Origin of the sequence: uncultured Dokdonia sp. (assembly GCF_937910895.1) — a bacterium.
Classification (GTDB): Bacteria; Bacteroidota; Bacteroidia; order Flavobacteriales; family Flavobacteriaceae; genus Dokdonia.
In genome coordinates, this window is record NZ_CALEMI010000040.1 from 59,100 (window position 1) to 76,522 (window position 17,423).

General features: G+C 35.6%; 16 protein-coding genes. 6 read left to right on the forward strand and 10 right to left on the reverse strand.

What is annotated here, in order from left to right:
* Positions 1-123 precede the first annotated feature (123 nt).
* Positions 124-966, reverse strand: a complete 843-nt coding sequence (locus Q0505_RS04585) for an ABC transporter permease (protein ID WP_299209467.1) — start codon at positions 964-966, stop codon at positions 124-126.
* A gap of 6 nt (positions 967-972) precedes the next feature.
* A complete protein-coding gene (locus Q0505_RS04590; protein WP_299209470.1) occupies positions 973-1,872 on the reverse strand; it encodes an ATP-binding cassette domain-containing protein in 900 nt (299 codons plus the stop codon).
* A 95-nt stretch (positions 1,873-1,967) separates the two neighbouring features.
* Between Q0505_RS04590 and Q0505_RS04595 the strand changes: the two genes are divergently transcribed.
* Entirely contained in the window at positions 1,968-3,041 is a 1,074-nt protein-coding gene (locus Q0505_RS04595) for a hypothetical protein (RefSeq protein WP_299209473.1), read from the forward strand.
* Here the strand turns inward: Q0505_RS04595 and Q0505_RS04600 are convergent.
* Both Q0505_RS04600 and Q0505_RS04605 read right to left on the reverse strand, forming a co-directional pair.
* On the reverse strand, positions 3,038-4,090 hold the full coding sequence (locus Q0505_RS04600; RefSeq protein ID WP_299209476.1) for a nucleoid-associated protein: 1,053 nt from the start codon (positions 4,088-4,090) through the stop codon (positions 3,038-3,040). The two genes, Q0505_RS04595 and Q0505_RS04600, sit on opposite strands and share 4 nt — an antisense overlap.
* A 112-nt stretch (positions 4,091-4,202) precedes the next feature.
* Positions 4,203-4,712 carry a hypothetical protein gene (locus tag Q0505_RS04605; RefSeq protein WP_299209479.1) on the reverse strand — a complete coding sequence of 170 codons (510 nt, stop codon included), beginning with the start codon at positions 4,710-4,712 and terminating at the stop codon, positions 4,203-4,205.
* A gap of 458 nt (positions 4,713-5,170) precedes the next feature.
* Here Q0505_RS04605 and Q0505_RS04610 point away from each other — a divergent pair, with 458 nt between their 5' ends.
* The 4 genes from Q0505_RS04610 to Q0505_RS04625 all read left to right on the forward strand — a co-directional run bounded on the left by Q0505_RS04610 (position 5,171) and on the right by Q0505_RS04625 (position 8,582).
* Positions 5,171-5,917, forward strand: a complete 747-nt coding sequence (locus Q0505_RS04610; protein WP_299209481.1) for a GDSL-type esterase/lipase family protein — start codon at positions 5,171-5,173, stop codon at positions 5,915-5,917.
* A gap of 12 nt (positions 5,918-5,929) precedes the next feature.
* Entirely contained in the window at positions 5,930-6,646 is a 717-nt protein-coding gene (locus tag Q0505_RS04615) for a phytanoyl-CoA dioxygenase family protein (RefSeq protein ID WP_299209484.1), read from the forward strand.
* A 103-nt stretch (positions 6,647-6,749) separates the two neighbouring features.
* Positions 6,750-7,832, forward strand: coding sequence for an amidohydrolase family protein (locus Q0505_RS04620; RefSeq protein ID WP_299209487.1), 1,083 nt, complete (start codon positions 6,750-6,752; stop codon positions 7,830-7,832).
* Positions 7,833-7,910: 78 nt separating this feature from the next.
* Entirely contained in the window at positions 7,911-8,582 is a 672-nt protein-coding gene (locus Q0505_RS04625) for a hypothetical protein (protein WP_299209490.1), read from the forward strand.
* Positions 8,583-8,589: 7 nt separating this feature from the next.
* On the opposite strand, the gene Q0505_RS04630 is transcribed toward Q0505_RS04625, so the two are convergent.
* Entirely contained in the window at positions 8,590-9,120 is a 531-nt protein-coding gene (locus Q0505_RS04630; RefSeq protein WP_299209492.1) for a hypothetical protein, read from the reverse strand.
* A gap of 345 nt (positions 9,121-9,465) precedes the next feature.
* Between Q0505_RS04630 and Q0505_RS04635 the strand changes: the two genes are divergently transcribed.
* Positions 9,466-9,936 carry a nuclear transport factor 2 family protein gene (locus Q0505_RS04635; RefSeq protein ID WP_299209495.1) on the forward strand — a complete coding sequence of 157 codons (471 nt, stop codon included), beginning with the start codon at positions 9,466-9,468 and terminating at the stop codon, positions 9,934-9,936.
* 62 nt (positions 9,937-9,998) lie between these two features.
* On the opposite strand, the gene guaB is transcribed toward Q0505_RS04635, so the two are convergent.
* From guaB to Q0505_RS04660, 5 genes are all read right to left on the reverse strand, one after another.
* The gene (guaB, locus tag Q0505_RS04640; protein WP_299209498.1) at positions 9,999-11,471 is read right to left on the reverse strand and encodes an IMP dehydrogenase; all 1,473 of its coding nucleotides are present in this window, start codon (positions 11,469-11,471) and stop codon (positions 9,999-10,001) included.
* Between the two features lie 144 nt (positions 11,472-11,615).
* A complete protein-coding gene (locus Q0505_RS04645; protein ID WP_299209501.1) occupies positions 11,616-12,077 on the reverse strand; it encodes a hypothetical protein in 462 nt (153 codons plus the stop codon).
* Between the two features lie 382 nt (positions 12,078-12,459).
* Positions 12,460-14,898, reverse strand: coding sequence for a TonB-dependent receptor (locus Q0505_RS04650; RefSeq protein ID WP_299209504.1), 2,439 nt, complete (start codon positions 14,896-14,898; stop codon positions 12,460-12,462).
* The gene (locus tag Q0505_RS04655) at positions 14,879-16,285 is read right to left on the reverse strand and encodes an HTTM domain-containing protein (protein ID WP_299209507.1); all 1,407 of its coding nucleotides are present in this window, start codon (positions 16,283-16,285) and stop codon (positions 14,879-14,881) included. The genes Q0505_RS04650 and Q0505_RS04655 overlap by 20 nt, the downstream gene beginning before the upstream one ends.
* 6 nt (positions 16,286-16,291) lie before the next feature.
* Positions 16,292-17,416, reverse strand: coding sequence for an imelysin family protein (locus tag Q0505_RS04660; RefSeq protein ID WP_299209510.1), 1,125 nt, complete (start codon positions 17,414-17,416; stop codon positions 16,292-16,294).
* Positions 17,417-17,423 lie beyond the last annotated feature (7 nt).

The window sequence follows — 17,423 nt, forward strand, 5'->3', positions numbered from 1 at the left end:
TTTACATCTTGCTTTATCAATTTTCGCGAAAGCATATAAAAAAAGCCAAGACTACAATATGAAGTCTTGACTCTTGATTCTTTTATGCTTTGATTCTTTTTTTGCTTTCGCGTAAGCAAAAAACTATAAATCCCGCCTTTTAAGTAATGCGAAAGATCCATAAATGAATAGGAAAATCCACGCAGACACAATGGCAATTTCATACCAGTATACAGCATAATCAAAACCGATATCGGTTTGTAATTGGTTGGCTGCAGACTGGATCACATTTAGTCTCGTAAAGGGTTGCTCTATAAGGTTACTCATAGATTCTAATGGTAAAAATTGTACCACAGAAGAGCGTAGTCCTTCCACGTCATATTTATTTTCAAAGAAGAGCATGATTAACTGTATAATTCCTTCTATAAAATACCAGAAGAGCAAAAAGCCTATCGCAAAAGCTGATCGCTTGATTAAAATTCCTAGGAATAAACAGAAAGAGAAAAAGCCCACTAATTTTAGAAAAAATGCAAATAAGTATTCTAAATCCTGTGTGATAATACTCAACTCATTAAAGTCTGAAAATACTAATCCTAATATCAAACTCACCACAAAAATAAAAAGTGTAGAAATTGCTGAAAAAACAATCACAGTAATAAATTTGGAAAGAATGAATTCCTTTTTACTTAATCCATCTATCAGGTTTTGTTTTAAAGTTCTGTTGCTATATTCATTGGCTGTCATTGATACGATCACAACCGCTAAGAAAAATTTGAGAATCGCAGCGATATAGGTATTAAAATGCCATATATATGGGAAGTTAAAAATCCCTTGATCTGCTAGTCGGAACTCAGCACCAAAAAGATTGAACTTTATGGAAGCCAAAAGTGCAATGGCTGAGAGTAATATAAAGTACCCTAAGATTAATACCCTTGAGGTCTTATTATGTTTAAGTTTATAATATTCTATCGTTAAAAGTCGTAGCATGGCGGTTTAGTTTAAGTTGTTAGTCAATTGTAAGAACTGCTCTTCTAAGCTTTCTTTACGTTGTACAAGATGGCTAAGAACAATGCCTTGCGCATGAAGTTGGTTATTTAATTCTTTCGCGCTAAGCGGCGTATTTAAAAAACCAGTCACCAAATCGCCTTCTGTTTTGACTTCTCCAAACATCGGATTGCTTTTTAGATATGTTATGAGTTTTTTAGTATCATCACATTTCAACTCAAAGAAACCGTGACTTGCATTCATTGCATCTACACGTCCAGAATATAGCTTGATCCCTTTGCGTAAAATCACCACGTGTGAACATACTTTTTCTACCTCATCTAGCAAGTGAGAGGCTAATAAAATAGTTGTTCCTGCAGCGGCAATTTTTTTTATGATCTCTCGTATTTGGTGTATTCCTTGAGGATCCAAACCATTGGTAGGCTCATCTAGTATTAAGATTTCAGGATCGTTTAATAAGGCGGATGCAATGGCTAGACGTTGTTTCATCCCTAATGAATAGGTGCTAAATTTACTATCCTTACGATCTAATAAACCTACTATTTCTAGCTTTTGGTCTATTTTATCATTAGAAACGCCTTTTATCTTACAGACCAATCCAAGATTCTGGCTTGCTGTCATATAGGGATAAAAGTTAGGACGCTCAATAATGGCTCCTACTTTTTTAAGTGCATTGTGTGTAGAGTCAGATCCATCAAACCAATGATAGTCTCCTCGTGTAGCATTTACGACATTGAGCACCATCCCTAAAGTGGTTGATTTTCCACTTCCGTTAGGTCCTAAAATTCCGTATACATTGCCTTTTTCTATAGTAAATGAAAGATCATTTACTGCGCGTACTGCACCATAGTGCTTGGTAAGCTTGTTTAAAGTGAGTATTGTTTCCAAAAAGATGTTGTTTTTTTGATTGTGTTATGTAAACAAGACGTTAAAGCCTAGCAATTGTTACATCACTTTCTTATATTGGGTTTTAAACCTACGCTATGGAAGAAAAGTTAATGTCAAAAAAAAAGCCAGCTTATCCCGTAAGCCAAAAGCTTCAAGATTATCTAAGTAGATACAACAGAGATATTAAAATTTCTGTCTCTTATGATGATCTTTTACGCTTTGCCGATGGGGTTAATCTTTATGACCAACAAGATAAAGATACCTTATGGATTAGTGTGTATTATGAGGAGCATGAAAGAGAAGAAATCATGGATAGCCTTAAACGTGTGTATGCTGTACTTCATTCTGATGGGAATGAGCAAATTCTCCCGTTTCTAGAAGTTGCCTCTATAGATTATTGCACATTTGGAAATTCAAAACCCTTCCGGATAAAGATCAAAAATATCTATAATGACAACTATACATATTTCTATGTAAAAAGAGCTGATGCTAGTAGAATTTACGGCTTAGAACTAGAACATATATTATCTCCTAATAGGATTAATTTCTTAGTATATTCCGACACACTTATAGAAGAGCATATTGCAGGAATTCCAGGTGATGAGTTTATAGAAAACTATCTTGAAAAATGTGATGATGTAGGAAAAGCACAAATTGCTAAAGAGTTTGTGAAGTTTAATGAGCGATGCACCATATTATTACTTGGAGATATGCGCTCTTATAACTATGTAGTGATCCCTACGCATGATTTTGATCATATCAAATATAAAATACGTGCGATAGACTTTGATCAACAATGTTATGAAGGCAAGCTCAAGGTGTACAAACCACATATTTTTAAAGAAAATTTCAAAATGGTAGATTTGGTTTCTAATATGTTAAGTACAGGTGTTATAGAATTGTACCAAAAAGAAGAACGCGCAGTACTTGCAAAACGTATCATTACCTCTCGTACACGACTTAAACAGCTCATGACGTGCATGACAACTGATAAAATATCTACACAAGAAAACTTACAACAGTTACGAACTGAGTTATACGAATACACCAAAGACATCAAGTTTAAACGCTCTCGATCTATGGGTCAAATTGTAAAAAATGCGTTAGAATTTGTAAGCCGAAATTACGAAGATGTAAGTCTTAAAAGATTAATGCAACAATCGTTTTAATTTTCTTTATTAAAATATACGAGATAATAATACATTTGCTTCTCTTCATCCCAACCTTTTTCGACATATTTTTCTGCACTCTCAGGATTTATAAAATCAAGTTTGATTTGAATGTTTGTATCTAACTGTATTAAGTTTTTAATCTTTTTACGTTGTGTACTTACTGCTTTATTACTAATATGAAAATCGGTTAAGTCTTCTATTTTATATTTTGGTGCTTGTTCTGTTTTGTAATGCTTAAACTCAGGAATCAATTCTGGATTTTCCATCACCTCATTCATAAAAGCAGTTTCATTAAAAGAATCGTTTTTTGCAAAGTGATTCACTGCTCGGTTCATAAAGAGCACTTCTTCCTTCTTATCCTCGGCGGGAAGAACAACATCTTTTGCAAAATCCTGACAAAACTTTAAGTACTTTTTGGTATAGAAATTATCATCCTCAAAAATCTCAACACCCAAAAAATTTTCAATCCAGTATTTAGTGTCATATCGATTAGAATCTACCGAAAGGATTTTATATCCTTCTTCTGCTTTGTGATTTATAATCAAGCAACCTTTATCTAATTTATTAAGATTGATCCCTTGTTCTAAAAACATTTCTAGGTTAGACCCGCTTTCGCGAAATTGTAAAAAGTCTTGCTTTAATTCGCTTTTGAAGATACCGATAGCATCTGTCTTAATATTATCAATCATCACATTTTCTAAATGTGCGATGTATAATTCCCCAGCTTTGATATGTGGGTGTTCACTTTGATCATACAGATGTTTTGCAATTTCTTCAGACAGGAGATGCGTGGCACTTGGATTTTCAAAAACCTTTTGTGCGATTCCAAATAAGGTGTGAAATTCCAAATCAGTTTCATGATCAAAACGATAATAATTTTCTTCCTTTTCTCTAAAAGATTTAAAAAAGAACTCCTTTACCAAAGGTGTGATTTCATCACTTAGAGGATATGGATCATTAGATACAAAGAGACCTTCTGCTTTACTTTTATTCCCTACTCTATGAATAGAAAGTGACTCTATTTGCGCATTGTATAAATTAATCATGTGTGGTTTGTTGTTGATTGTTTCAGGTAGGTGATTTTAATAGAATTTTCTATAAAATCAGTTAATCACCTCAAGAGAAATAAAATACTGTCTTGTTACATAGTAAATTCGACTAATTCCAGTTTTGATCAAAGTTAAGATCATCCAGATCGTCTATATCCAGACCATCTTCAAATTCAATGTCATCATCACTCTCCTCAGCTTCAAAAGTAATCTCTGGTGCTTGATCTGGAATTTGTCCGTGTACATACATAAGATTAGGATAGGTAATCCCATCTTCACGTTCTGCAATCTCTCCAAGCTCTAGCATAAAGCGCCACATACTTAAAAAGTCATATACATATAGCAAACGAGTTTCTGCCTCACTGATCACATCTTCCACCAAAGTCTCACTCATGAGGCGCACATCTGTATCACCTTCACTCATATCAAAAAGGGAAATTTCCTGTCCTTGATTCCACTGGTCATCACTCTTATAAAAAGAAGCCATCTCGCCACCATCAAATCCAAAAGATTGATTAACAGCATTATGCAAATCTTCAAGAGTCGCTTGTTGATCAATCTCTAAGTCTCTAAACACATCTTCTTCCGTATCTAGAATGACTCTAAAACGATATATCATATCCTACAAATTTTTGGTCTGTAAAGATACTAATACCATTAGGAGTATACGCATGGTATGGATAAGAAGTTATTAAAAGGTATTTTTCTTTTGAATTAATTGATGCTGTTACTGAATAGTATTGATAAACATATTGAAAAAAAAGAAGTACACAAAACCGCAACAAACACTAATAAAGAGATCAAAAGATATATCAGTGCTTAGTAATAATTTTTCTACGCCACTAAGAGCCAATAAACTTGAAATTAGAAATTCTGTAGGGTCTGTAGGAATATAACCTATAAAGAGATAGTTAGGAGTTAAGCTTTCTTCAAAATTTCTTACCGTACTAAAAAATATTAGCTTAAATCCATATTTATTTTACGTTAAAAACGTAAGAATTATCTTATATAAAAAATTTCATATTATCGTCAAGTAACACAAAAAATACTATATTTGTCTCCCCAAATCAATATTATATGTTATCCCCCAAATTATATAAGTTAGTTGTAATACTATTCGTTTTTATTTTTATTTCGTGTTCTGAGGAGACTGATGAAGATACTGGTATTGAAGATGCACCCCCAGCCTATGAAGTAAATATCTTGCCACTTGGAGATTCAAGAGTTCAAGGAAACAGACCCAATCATGAAAGTTACCGCTTTGAATTATGGAAAAACTTTGTAGAAAATAATTGGACTATTGATCTTTTAGGACCCAATACAGATACAAGTGAATATCCTCAATTTTTAGGGTTAGATTTTGATCCAAACCATGCAGGTGTCGGTGGATATACCACTATACAGGTATTAAATACACTAGAAAGCACGCTAGAAAATGTAGAAATGCCAGATGTAATTTTACTAGGTATTGGAGGAAACGATTTGGTGAGAAACAGCTCTTACGAAGACGCCATTGTAAACATACACGGAATCATCGATATTTTACAAGAACATAATCCTGATATATCTATCTTTATAGAACAAATAGCACCCGCCAAATCTGATATAGTAACAGAAGAAGATACAGCCTTACTTGAAAATTTCAATGCTAATATTATGACTGTTGCTGAAGAACGTTCTACAGAAGATTCAAGTGTAATCTCTATTGATATGGCAGAAGGATGGAATGACAATTTATTGGCAGACGATGTACATTATAATCAATTAGGAGCTAAATTTGTTGCCGATAAATACTTTGAGGCTATAGATGAACACGTAGAGTAATAAAAAACGTATTTGAATACTAGAAATTTAAAAAATACTCTTGAACAAGAAGGATATGCTGTTTTAGATAGTTTGTATTCAATTCCTGAAATACAACAGATAACTACTTGTATAGAAGAAGCCTCTCAAAATGGTAACGGTTTTCTAAAAACAAAAGACTTATTTGCTATTAGACAGCTCATAAACAATATTCCTCAACTCAAAAAAATCGTATTCAACGAAAACCTCATTTCGTTATTATCTACTATTTATACGACTCCATATTTCTTAACAAAAGCGATTTATTTTGATAAGCCAAGCACATCCAATTGGTTTGTTCCTTATCATCAAGACCTTAGTATTTCTGTTAATCAAAAAATTGATTCAGAAAAATATATAAACTGGACTTACAAGAAAGGGCAATATGGGGTACAACCGCCTTTATCTATTTTAAAAAATACGACTACTGTTAGAATACATCTTGATAATACCAACGCTCAAAATGGCGCTTTAAAAGTAATTCCTAGATCACATCAAAAAGAAATCATTCGTACGGATCAAAAAGATTGGAATACGCAAGAAGAATATACGTGTGCTATAAAAAAAGGAGGCGTCATGCTTATGAAGCCATTAATTTTACACGCATCAAATAGAACGACCAACAACAAACAACGGAGAGTTATTCATTTAGAATTTTGCAACCAAGCCTTAGAAACTCCCCTAGAATGGTTAGAATATCAAGAAATTTAATATCTCCAGTATTTTCAACCAATAACGTTAAAGCTATTTTAAAATTCCCAGTTCATCAATTATAGATAGTACCTTAGACATATTCTGTTTAAACCAACCAAATATGTATAAGAAAGTACTCCTTCTTAGTATGTGCCTGTTAGCTATTTCGCTTCAAGCGCAAGACCTCACCTTTGAAGAATACAATCCTATTTCTACCCTAGTGGTTCCTGGAGCGATTGTAAATAAAGCAAAATTTCCTTTTATAGACGTACACGGTCATCAATACCAGATGCCTACGCAAGATCTTGCACCTGTCATTGCTGCAATGGACACCCTCAATATGGGAATCATGGTCAACTTAAGCGGTCGTTCTGGTGAAAGTTTACAAAAATCAGTTCAAAATATTGCCGACCATTATCCCAATCGCTTTGTCGTATTTGCCAATATTGATTTTGAAGGTGTCGGCAGTATGGGATGGACAGAAAAAACAGTTGCACAATTAGAAAAAGATGTACAGCACGGCGCTAGAGGTTTAAAAATATATAAAAGTTTAGGATTACGCTATAAAGATACCAATGGAAAACGCCTTGCTGTAGATGATCCAAGACTTGATCCTATATGGGCATTGTGTGGAAAACTAGGTATTCCCGTATTGATTCATACTGCAGATCCAAAATCCTTCTGGGATGAATTTAATGGTGATAATGAGCGATGGCTAGAATTAAAAACACGCCCCAATAGAAAAAGAGCAGCTGATAATCCTGCACCTTGGGAAACGCTGATTGCAGAACAGCATCGTATGTTTAAAAAGCATCCTAACACTACGTTCATCAATGCACACATGGGCTGGTATGCAAATAACCTTCCGAAGTTAAGTCAGCTACTAGACGAAATGCCAAATATGAATGTGGGAATCGGTGCCATTATCGCCGAATTAGGAAGACAACCACGACAAGCTAAATCCTTCTTTATCAAATATCAAGATCGTATCTTATTTGGGAAAGACAGCTGGAAACCGGAAGAATTTCCTACGTACTTTAGAGTATTAGAAAGTGACGATGAGTACTTCCCATATCATAAAAAATATCATGCATTCTGGCCGATGTACGGACTAGACTTACCTGATGAGGTTCTCAAAAAAGTATATTATAAAAATGCTTTACGCATCGTTCCTGGACTAGATAAAACATTATTCCCAGAATAATAACTTTGTTAAACTTTTTTAAATAATTATTAAACAAAATTACTATTTCATACTTTAGAGGTATAAAACTACCTCATCATGAAATTTTCAAAACTTTCTTCTCATTTTTTATGCGTATGCGCTACTAGTATATTTCTTATTTCATGCGGATCTGATGATGCTGATACTACAACTGAAATGATAGATCCTGTTATTCCAGAAGCACAACGCACCCTTATCCCTGACCCAGCTTTTGAAGCAGCACTCATAGAATTAAATTTAGACAATGAATTAGATGGATCTGTAGTAACAGAAAATATTGAAGATGTCATGGATTTAATACTTAACGATAAAGGAATTTCTGATCTTACAGGGATTGAAGGCTTTACAAATCTGTACAACTTATGGCTTAATGATAATTCCATTTCAGAAATAGATTTGTCACAAAACAATAGAGTTAAATTTATTTTTATAGAAAATAATAATCTTTTTGAGATTCAAGTAAATAACATGCCTAATTTAGAAAAATTGGAACTTAGTGGAAACAATATTTCTACTTTGAATCTAGCTAATAATCAACAACTTCAATTTTTAATCTTAGATGATAATAACGTGTCTTCTTTAGATGTATCCAACAATCCTGAACTCTTTACCTTAGAAGTGCTTAACAATCCATTAGACTGTATTAAAGTAAGTGAATCCCAACTTAATAATACTCCTGCCAATTGGGTAATTGACGAGAATGACACTTTAGCTTTAGAGTGTAATTAAGAGTCTGCTACCAGTGAAAATCACGATCTTTTACAGGTAAATCTTCACGTACCAAATAATCTGTGATTTTACGACGTTTGTTAAACTGTTTGTGAGTATATGAGAGTGTCAAGGAATCATTACTTAGGTACATGATTTTAAAAAATTTCTCATTGGATTCCTGACCTAACAATTCAGAAATTTGATCACTGGTTAATTTCAAATATGCATCTCCATTTTCAGAAGTGGTAATTTCCCAAGAGGCTTCCAAACTAGGACCACAATTTCTTAGATCGCCATTGTTATCTTGTACTATTCCGCCGGAGTTTACACTGAGCTCTGCCGAAGTGCGAAAGCGTTGCCTGTATCCCAAGAAGCAATCTCCCATATTCATTCGAGTTTTACCGTTATATCGTCTTGCAATTTTCCAAGACTTTATAGAATCTGAGGTTAATAATTGTACCGCATTTTCAGGAACTACGTAAGGCTCTTCTGGCTTTTCTTTACAAGAAATGATCCCATAAATTAAAAGAACATATAAAATTAGAATCTTCTTCATCCCACTAAAATAAACATTCTACCTATTTAAGAAGTATCATCTTATACGTTACTACAAATTATTTTTAGTATTGTATCTTAGAAAGAAATTACACGTACAATGAAATCAGTGTTTATCATTTTCTATTGATTATATCAATGAGCTGTCAAAAGCACGCCGCTGCAATCGGATATGATAACAACAATATCTGGGTTAGAGTATAAAATGATTAAACGATTGGTTGGTCAACTTAATGTTCCTACTTCTTTAAATAAACGTACAAGCTACCCTCCTATTTTATCCAAAAGATTTCAGCATTCTATAAAAAATAGTACTTATTTATATCAAAAAAATAAACATCTAATTATGAAAGAAACGATAGAAAAATTCTATACTGCTTTTGCCGCAAAAGATCCCGAAGGAATGGTCGCTTGCTATCATAAAGATATCCATTTTGAAGACCCAGCTTTTGGTGTTCTTAAAGGAGAACAGGCGGGAAGTATGTGGCGTATGCTATGTAATTCTCAAAAAGAAAAAGAATTTTGTGTTACGTTTTCTGATATTACGTACACGGAAGGAAAAGGGACTGCGCATTGGGAGGCACAGTATGAATTTAGTGCCACTGGAAGAAAAGTACATAATAAAATAAATGCTTTCTTTGAATTTGAAGATGGAAAAATCATCAAACATATTGACTCTTTTAGCCTTCGGAGGTGGGCGAGTCAAGCTATGGGAATTAAGGGTTTTTTAATAGGAGGCACTCGCTTTTTCAAGAACAAACTTCAAGAAAAAACGAAGCATGCACTAGCTGCTTATATGGCAAAACAAAATAGCTAGTCGGCGATTGACTAGCTATTTCTTCATATTATACTCTATACGCTTTCGCGAAAGCGAACTCTTTATCTACTATAATTAGGTGATTCTTTGGTGATGGTTACATCGTGAGGATGGCTTTCATTAATACCACTTGCGGTAATCTTTACAAAACGACCATTCTCTTTTAAAGCATCTATAGTTCCTGCGCCACAATAGCCCATACCTGCTCTGAGTCCTCCTACAAACTGATGGATACTTTCATTAAGCTCCCCTTTATAAGGTACACGACCTACAATTCCTTCTGGAACTAATTTTTTGATATCATCTTCTACGTCTTGGAAATAACGATCTTTTGATCCTTGTCTCATTGCTTCTACAGATCCCATGCCTCGGTACGACTTAAATTTACGCCCTTCATAGATAATGGTTTCTCCTGGAGATTCTTTAGTTCCTGCTAGTAATGATCCTAACATCACACAATCGGCTCCTGCGGCGATAGCCTTCGGAATATCTCCAGTATATCGTATCCCGCCATCGGCTATGACAGGTACGCCAGATCCTTTGATGGCTGCTGCACATTCTAATACTGCAGAAAACTGAGGAAACCCAACTCCAGCTACTACGCGTGTGGTACAGATAGATCCTGGGCCTATTCCTACTTTTACAGCATCGGCACCAGCTTCTACTAGATATTTAGCTGCTTCAGCAGTGGCAATATTTCCTACGACACAATCCAAGTTTGGATACAAAGCCTTTACCGCTTTAAGGACAGAAACTACCCCTTTTGTATGTCCGTGCGCTGTATCAATCACAATAGCATCTACACCCGCTTTTACTAAAGCTCCTGCACGCTCTACAGCATCTGCAGTGACACCTATCGCAGCAGCGACACGTAAACGTCCATAAGAATCTTTATTGGCGTTTGGTTTTAGCGTAAGCTTTGTAATATCTCTAAAGGTGATCAAACCTACTAAGGTATTATCATCTGTGACAACCGGTAACTTTTCTATTTTATGATCTTGTAAAATTTCTTCTGCTTGTGCTAGTGAAGTACCTTCTTCTGCAGTGACTAGGTTTTCAGAAGTCATTACTTCTGAGACTGGACGTTCGTTATCTTTCTCAAAACGGAGATCTCTATTGGTCACAATCCCTAAGAGTTTTCCCGCATCATCTACAATAGGAATTCCTCCAATACTATGCTCACGCATTGCATTTTTTGCATCTGATACAATAGAGCTTAAAGGCAACGTCACAGGGTCTATAATCATCCCACTTTCGGCACGTTTTACTTTACGTACTTTCATAGCTTGTTCCTCTATCGTCATGTTTTTATGAAGTACGCCTATACCGCCTTCTTGAGCAATAGCAATCGCCATACGACTTTCTGTCACCGTATCCATCGCCGCAGATATGATAGGTACATTCAGGGTAATATTTCTAGTAAATTTTGATTGTATACTTACTTCTCTTGGGAGTACTTCAGAAAAGGCTGGAACTAGAAGTACGTCATCATACGTGAGACCTTCTCCTAAGATTTTATTCTCGTGTGCAGTCATTGCAATTATGTTTTATATTTCGCTACAACTACTTATTCAGTGTATGCTTTCGCGAAAGCGTAAAGACTAAGAATAGTCATTACTAGTTAACATTTAATTGCGTGCAAAGATACTAATAAAAAGGAGACTTCTTACACGGTAAACTTAATTCTTACGCGGTGACAATCCTTTGGGCACATACACCATTTCTTCATCATATAAACTGATGTAGAAAATGAAAGGTTCTTTTAATCCTTCATAGGTAAGTTGATACTTATCTAGCAAAGCTATTCCGCCTAATTGCGCATTTTCACTCTCATAACCGCAGCAACTTCCTAATCTTACAAAGCGCACGGTCTCTCCATCAGGACCTGCTAGTGACGCAAAATAACGTCTTTGATTGCTCGCACCACTTGAAAATCCACCTCCTATCATGATGGGATTTTTCTCAGAATATCCATAAGTTGCGTCCTCAGAGACTTCTGTAATGTCTAAAAAGGGTTCAATATTTTCACTCGAAAACATAGGTAATTCTCCGTTTACGTAGGTGGTAGATCCCACTTTGTTGGATGATCCGCAACTAAGACAACCTATTGCCACACATAAAATAAGTACTGCTTTTTTCATTCTTTTTGATTTTTGTTTGCATCAAAACTATTAAAACAAATCATATTCTAATACTTTAAATGAGGGAATAGTCATTTTGAATGAGGGAACGAAATACGAAATACGAAATACGAAATACGAAATACGAAATACGAAATACGAAATACGAAATACGAAATACGAAAATTAAAAAATCGACCGAGGAAATACTATTTTCAGTTAATTTTTTCTTATCAGTTTTCACCACTGCACTAAAATCTATGGATGTATGCTGAATCACAAATCTTTAAAATGTTATGTTGCTTTCGCGAAAGCAAAAAAAGGACAAAACAAGAATAACGAAAATTTTAAAACAATTGACTGAGTAAATACTTTTTCAGTCAATTTTTTATTGCTGTTGTTTTTACAACTTAAACTGCAAGGTCGTATAAAAAGCTAAAGGTTCTGCTGGAATAATACCTGGACCAGGATATCCCGTGGCTCTTCTGGTAAAATAGGATTCGTCGAGTGCATTATTAAGTCCAGCTTCTAGTTTCCAACGCTTATAGGTATAGGCCGCCGAAATATCTAAAATCCCATAGGAAGGAATACTCCCTTCAATCCCTCGTTGATTATCATTGACATCTTGTGCTGCGTTGGTTGCATCTGTAAATTGCTCTGTCAGATACGTATATTGAATACTTGCTGTTAAGTTCTTATACCCAAAATTCACACCTGTTTTTAAATTGACATCAGGAATAAACTCTACTTGATTACCTTCTACACCTATTTCTTCTGAGCTTATATATTCTGATTCTGTCAGCGCTAGATTGACAAATACACTTAGTTTGATATTTTCTTTTTCTTCAAAAAAAGTATTTCTCAAATTCCAATCTCCGAAGAATTCAAGACCGTAGATAAATGCATCTCCTATATTTCCTCTTCGTCTTTTTAGACTCCCGTCTGTGTCTTCAAATAAAACTTCTCCCAATCGGGCATCATAACGTACGCCAAACAGACTCATATCATACGAGAGTTTATTATCTAAACGTCCTCTGGCTCCGATATCAATTGTAAAACCTTCTTCGTCGGTGATATTTTCATCAATCACAAAGGAAGGATTCACCACACGGATATCATTAAAGGTCACCGAACGGTAGTTCTGACTTATGTTTCCATACAGCTCTACGGCTCTTTGGAATCTATAGGTAATGCCTGTACCGAGCAATACGAAGTCTCTTTCAAAAGTTCTGTTGTCAGGTACATCTTCATTTAGTAAAGGATTTCCAGCCAGATCTAATACGATGTTTTTAAAGCTACCTTCACTTTCGGTTTTTATGTATTCAAAACGAAATCCAGGGGTAACACTCAGTCTATCTGTAATATTAAAAATGTTTTCTCCAAAAACGGCTAAGTTCCTATTTGGAAAATCAAATTGTGCCTGACGTTCATAATTAGGAAATTGATCATCTGCAAAAGAAAAGTCAGCATCACCAGCTGTGGTGCCAGGTCCTTGTCGCTGATTATTATTCGCATCATAATATTTTGATCCGACTAAAAGAACCGCATTTTGATTTCCGATATCATAACGTGTAAGTAATCGTGCCTCGGCACCCCAGTTTGTAAAATTATCCACCAATACTTCTCTAGGTTCTTCCAAATCGTCTGGTTGCGAAACCCGGTTGGTACGAAAACCAACAGCGCTTCTGGTCGCATCCAATCCGAAAAGATTCAAACTAAAATTGGTCTTCTGACTAAATGTATGATGGAGTCGTACTGAATATACTTTCCAATCAATATCAAACCAATTACGATCTCTGTTGCTAAAATCAGGATCTTCTAAAAATTGTGCATCGGTCAATCCACCTGCTTGTTTGGCTAGGTAATTAAATAAGGTAAGTTCTCCTGTAATGGTGGTTTTCTCACTGAGTTTATACCCAAGATGCGCAAAATAATTTCGGCTATTGAATTGGGAATTTGATCGAAACCCGTCGCCTTCTTTATAATTAAAATACGTGTAGTAACTAAATTTCCCAACGGTTCCGCTCAAACTATTAAAGGAAGTGCGTAATCCAAACGAACCTACGGTTTGTCTTGAGATCAGTTCTATGTGCTTATCTGGATTTGGTTTTTTAAACTTGAAATTAATCAGTCCGCCAAACTGTGTTCCATATTGTAACGATGCGGCGCCACGTACCACTTGGATCTCGCTTAAGGCTTCGGCGGGTGGCGTGTAATAACTTTCAGGATATCCTAACACATCGGCACTGATATCATAATTATTCTGACGAATATTAAAATTTGCTGATCGATTCGGGTCTAATCCTCTTCCTCCAATATTCAGCTGTAAACCTGCATCACCATTCTCATAAATATTCAATCCAACCACTTGACTATAGATTTGCCGAGGTGCATTTGCCGCCAAGTTTCCTGTGATTTGATCTATGAGTACAACTTCACTTTTCTTCCCTGCATAAATAGCAGTTCCTTCTACTTTTCTAAGGGATCTTAAAGCAAATATTTTCTCTTTACGCGTACTTAAAACGACTTCAGATAAAGATTCTCCCAAAGGTAGTAAACTGTAGTTTTTTTGAACATTTTCTTGAATGGTAATAAGTTCTTCTACTAATTCATAAGACAATCCAAATACCGTAAGTACGTACGTTCCTTCTTTTACATTTTCAAAAACATACCCACCTTGAGCATCTGTTTTTGTGACTTTATCAGCGCCTTGCAAATAGATTTCTACATCAGATAATGGCGTGTTGGCTTCATCTGTAATGATACCAGAAAGCGTGTATTGTGCGTGTGCGCAAAGTGATATAAATGCAAAAAATACTAAACTATAAACCTTTAATTTCATCGTTGAAGGGTTTGATCCAATGTTTGTGTGTGAATGATTCTTTGATTTCGGCAAGATTTACTGCTGGATCAATATACGTAGTACTTAGCCGCCCGTTAAGCGCTACATACGATTCTACGTAGACCTCAACATTTTGATGTCCTTGTGCTGTAAAATGATCACGCAAATAGTGTGCATATTCCAATATAAAATCGGGTTGAAAACTCATTTGCTTTTCTTGTAGCGGTGTTAGAAAATCGGCGTTATTTACATAAAAACGTTTGCCTGTGACTCCGTCTTTAATCTTAAATTGTGCATAGCCAGACTTTTCCATAAGCATCACGCGCCATGAAAAACGATAGCCTTCTTCGGTCCAAAAAAGTTCGCCTGGATAGAGTGCGTATCGCCATGGCAATAGCAATTGTATACAAAAGAAAATCGCTATAACAGCTAATGAAATTTTGTATTTTTTGATAGAAACGGGTTGCCAAATAGTGGTAGTTTCTAGTAATTGTTTGGGGTATTTTACCGCTTTCGCGAAAGCGTATATCACCTTTTTATGAAGACTTGCATCAAAAAATATAAACGCACTTACGATCATAATGTAAGGAAACATCCCAATGGGAAATAGCACGCGTGTTAATATGTGGAAAATCACAACGGTCACAAAAGCAAAGGTACGGGTGGGTTTCCAAAGTAATAAAAACGGAATGAATAGATCATATCCAGCGCCTATCCAACTAAAGGCGTATTGCACCCATTCTTGACCTAACAAATCTCCAATCAATGGAATATCAAACTTAGAAGGCAACCAGATTTTAAGCGGCATGGCGTTGAGTAGCCAATCACTATTTAATTTGGCAAGACCTGCATATACATACACGATTCCCAACAATAATTTAATACTATCTAGAGTCCATCGGGGGATGTATTGTGTAGCCCTTTTGGATGCTTTTGAAGTACGCTTTCGCGAACCTACTTTGCCGGCAGACAGGAGCGTATCCAGCGAAAAATAATTCCCAGCTGGTAAAAAGATGAGTAAAAAACTAAGTATGGATATAAAATAGTAATGATTGAGATACATCGTTTTATCCATCAATTCTATATACGTAAAGCTCAAAAAGAAGGTAATCATTGCGAGACGGTATTTCCATCCTAGCGTGATCATAATTGCGCTTGCTGCACAGATTCCAAATAATAAGTAAGTCCACTCACCCAAAGGACGTACCCAACTAAAGCCATAAAACGAAAAGTGAAAATCGGGAGCGATGTAAAATTTTTCAATCCATCCATAACTCCAAAATCGAAGGATACTGACAAACATTAACACACCGAAAAACACACGAAAGACCGCTAAAGGAGCGGCCTCTGTGTGGCTATTCAAATATGTTTGTAGGTGTCTATTCATGAGGGGTTAATCTCCGTCTGCATCTGCAAAATCAATGCTGATGCTTAATGCGCTGACCATATCTACTTTTAATAAAGGAACGATACGCTGTACCTCATCATAGGCATTTAAAAAATTGGTAGGTGGATTGTTTTGTAGTTCTTGCTCAAAGTTCCCTAGTTCTTGTACGGACTGTCTCGCCGTGTTAAACTGACTGTTAATAATAGCACTTAAATCGGCACCGTCTTTTATCACATTTAAGGCGTCGAGATAGGTGTTTAAACTTTCGCCTTGAGCGTTTCCATTATAAGCACGACCATTAAAGAAATCTTGGACAGCATCTAGTCCTACTAAAAAGAATTGTTTTGAAAGATTTCCAGCGTACAAGCCTTCTATATTTCCTGACTCTACAGATCCCGAGAATACACCACCTGGGATTCCCATTTTACCAGCTCTTAAATGTCGCTCATAATAAAAGATATAATCGTTTACTAAACGATCTAAAGAGGCTGTAGAAGAAGCGCCGTTGTTACTTACAAACGTATCTCTAAACCCGTTTTGCCATTCAGCTAGTACGGTCGCGGTAAGTGTTTGCATATCTGTGACAAGGTCTTGTAGATATTGTCTGTATTGTGCTCCTTGTCCTCCTGTGTATATAGCAACAATGCTTGCATCATCAGAAGCAATTCCGTATAGCAGATAGTCTAATGCTGGAAAACCTTTGGCTGATCTGTTTGATGATAAATTGAGATCATACGCACCGCTGGTGATATTGTCTTCTATCGTTGTTACGTTGGCTGGGAAGATATTTACGTTCAATCTCAATCCTACCGCTTCTGCAGGTCCAGTTTCAAACATAGACACCCGTTGCCACGTCGTGTAGGCATCTAACCAAGATGCTCTAAGCGTTTCAAGATTTGATTCGTTAGGTTGCGTTGTAAAAAGAATCGTACTGCTTTCTAAAGAGCTTAGTTTTGAAGTAAAATCAATATACCCAGGGATAATGATATTGTCTGCCCAGTTTTCTAATAAGGCTGTTCTATCAAAAGCAGAAGGTATAGGATCAGGTCCTTGATCATCTATTGTGCTATCATCACTTGAACAAGCGTATATAAATAATACCAATGTTAAAATTCCAACTATTTTTTTCATTTATTTT

What these genes read in the sequence shown, in the direction of transcription:
- Q0505_RS04585 (WP_299209467.1), bottom strand. Translation starts at nt 966, where the DNA reads ATGCTACGACTTTTAACGATAGAATATTATAAACTTAAACATAATAAG.
- Q0505_RS04595 (WP_299209473.1), top strand. Translation starts at nt 1,968, where the DNA reads ATGGAAGAAAAGTTAATGTCAAAAAAAAAGCCAGCTTATCCCGTAAGC.
- Q0505_RS04600 (WP_299209476.1), bottom strand. Translation starts at nt 4,090, where the DNA reads ATGATTAATTTATACAATGCGCAAATAGAGTCACTTTCTATTCATAGA.
- Q0505_RS04605 (WP_299209479.1), bottom strand. Translation starts at nt 4,712, where the DNA reads ATGATATATCGTTTTAGAGTCATTCTAGATACGGAAGAAGATGTGTTT.
- Q0505_RS04610 (WP_299209481.1), top strand. Translation starts at nt 5,171, where the DNA reads ATGTTATCCCCCAAATTATATAAGTTAGTTGTAATACTATTCGTTTTT.
- Q0505_RS04620 (WP_299209487.1), top strand. Translation starts at nt 6,750, where the DNA reads ATGTATAAGAAAGTACTCCTTCTTAGTATGTGCCTGTTAGCTATTTCG.
- Q0505_RS04625 (WP_299209490.1), top strand. Translation starts at nt 7,911, where the DNA reads ATGAAATTTTCAAAACTTTCTTCTCATTTTTTATGCGTATGCGCTACT.
- Q0505_RS04630 (WP_299209492.1), bottom strand. Translation starts at nt 9,120, where the DNA reads ATGAAGAAGATTCTAATTTTATATGTTCTTTTAATTTATGGGATCATT.
- Q0505_RS04635 (WP_299209495.1), top strand. Translation starts at nt 9,466, where the DNA reads ATGAAAGAAACGATAGAAAAATTCTATACTGCTTTTGCCGCAAAAGAT.
- guaB (WP_299209498.1), bottom strand. Translation starts at nt 11,471, where the DNA reads ATGACTGCACACGAGAATAAAATCTTAGGAGAAGGTCTCACGTATGAT.
- Q0505_RS04645 (WP_299209501.1), bottom strand. Translation starts at nt 12,077, where the DNA reads ATGAAAAAAGCAGTACTTATTTTATGTGTGGCAATAGGTTGTCTTAGT.
- Q0505_RS04650 (WP_299209504.1), bottom strand. Translation starts at nt 14,898, where the DNA reads ATGAAATTAAAGGTTTATAGTTTAGTATTTTTTGCATTTATATCACTT.
- Q0505_RS04655 (WP_299209507.1), bottom strand. Translation starts at nt 16,285, where the DNA reads ATGAATAGACACCTACAAACATATTTGAATAGCCACACAGAGGCCGCT.
- Q0505_RS04660 (WP_299209510.1), bottom strand. Translation starts at nt 17,416, where the DNA reads ATGAAAAAAATAGTTGGAATTTTAACATTGGTATTATTTATATACGCT.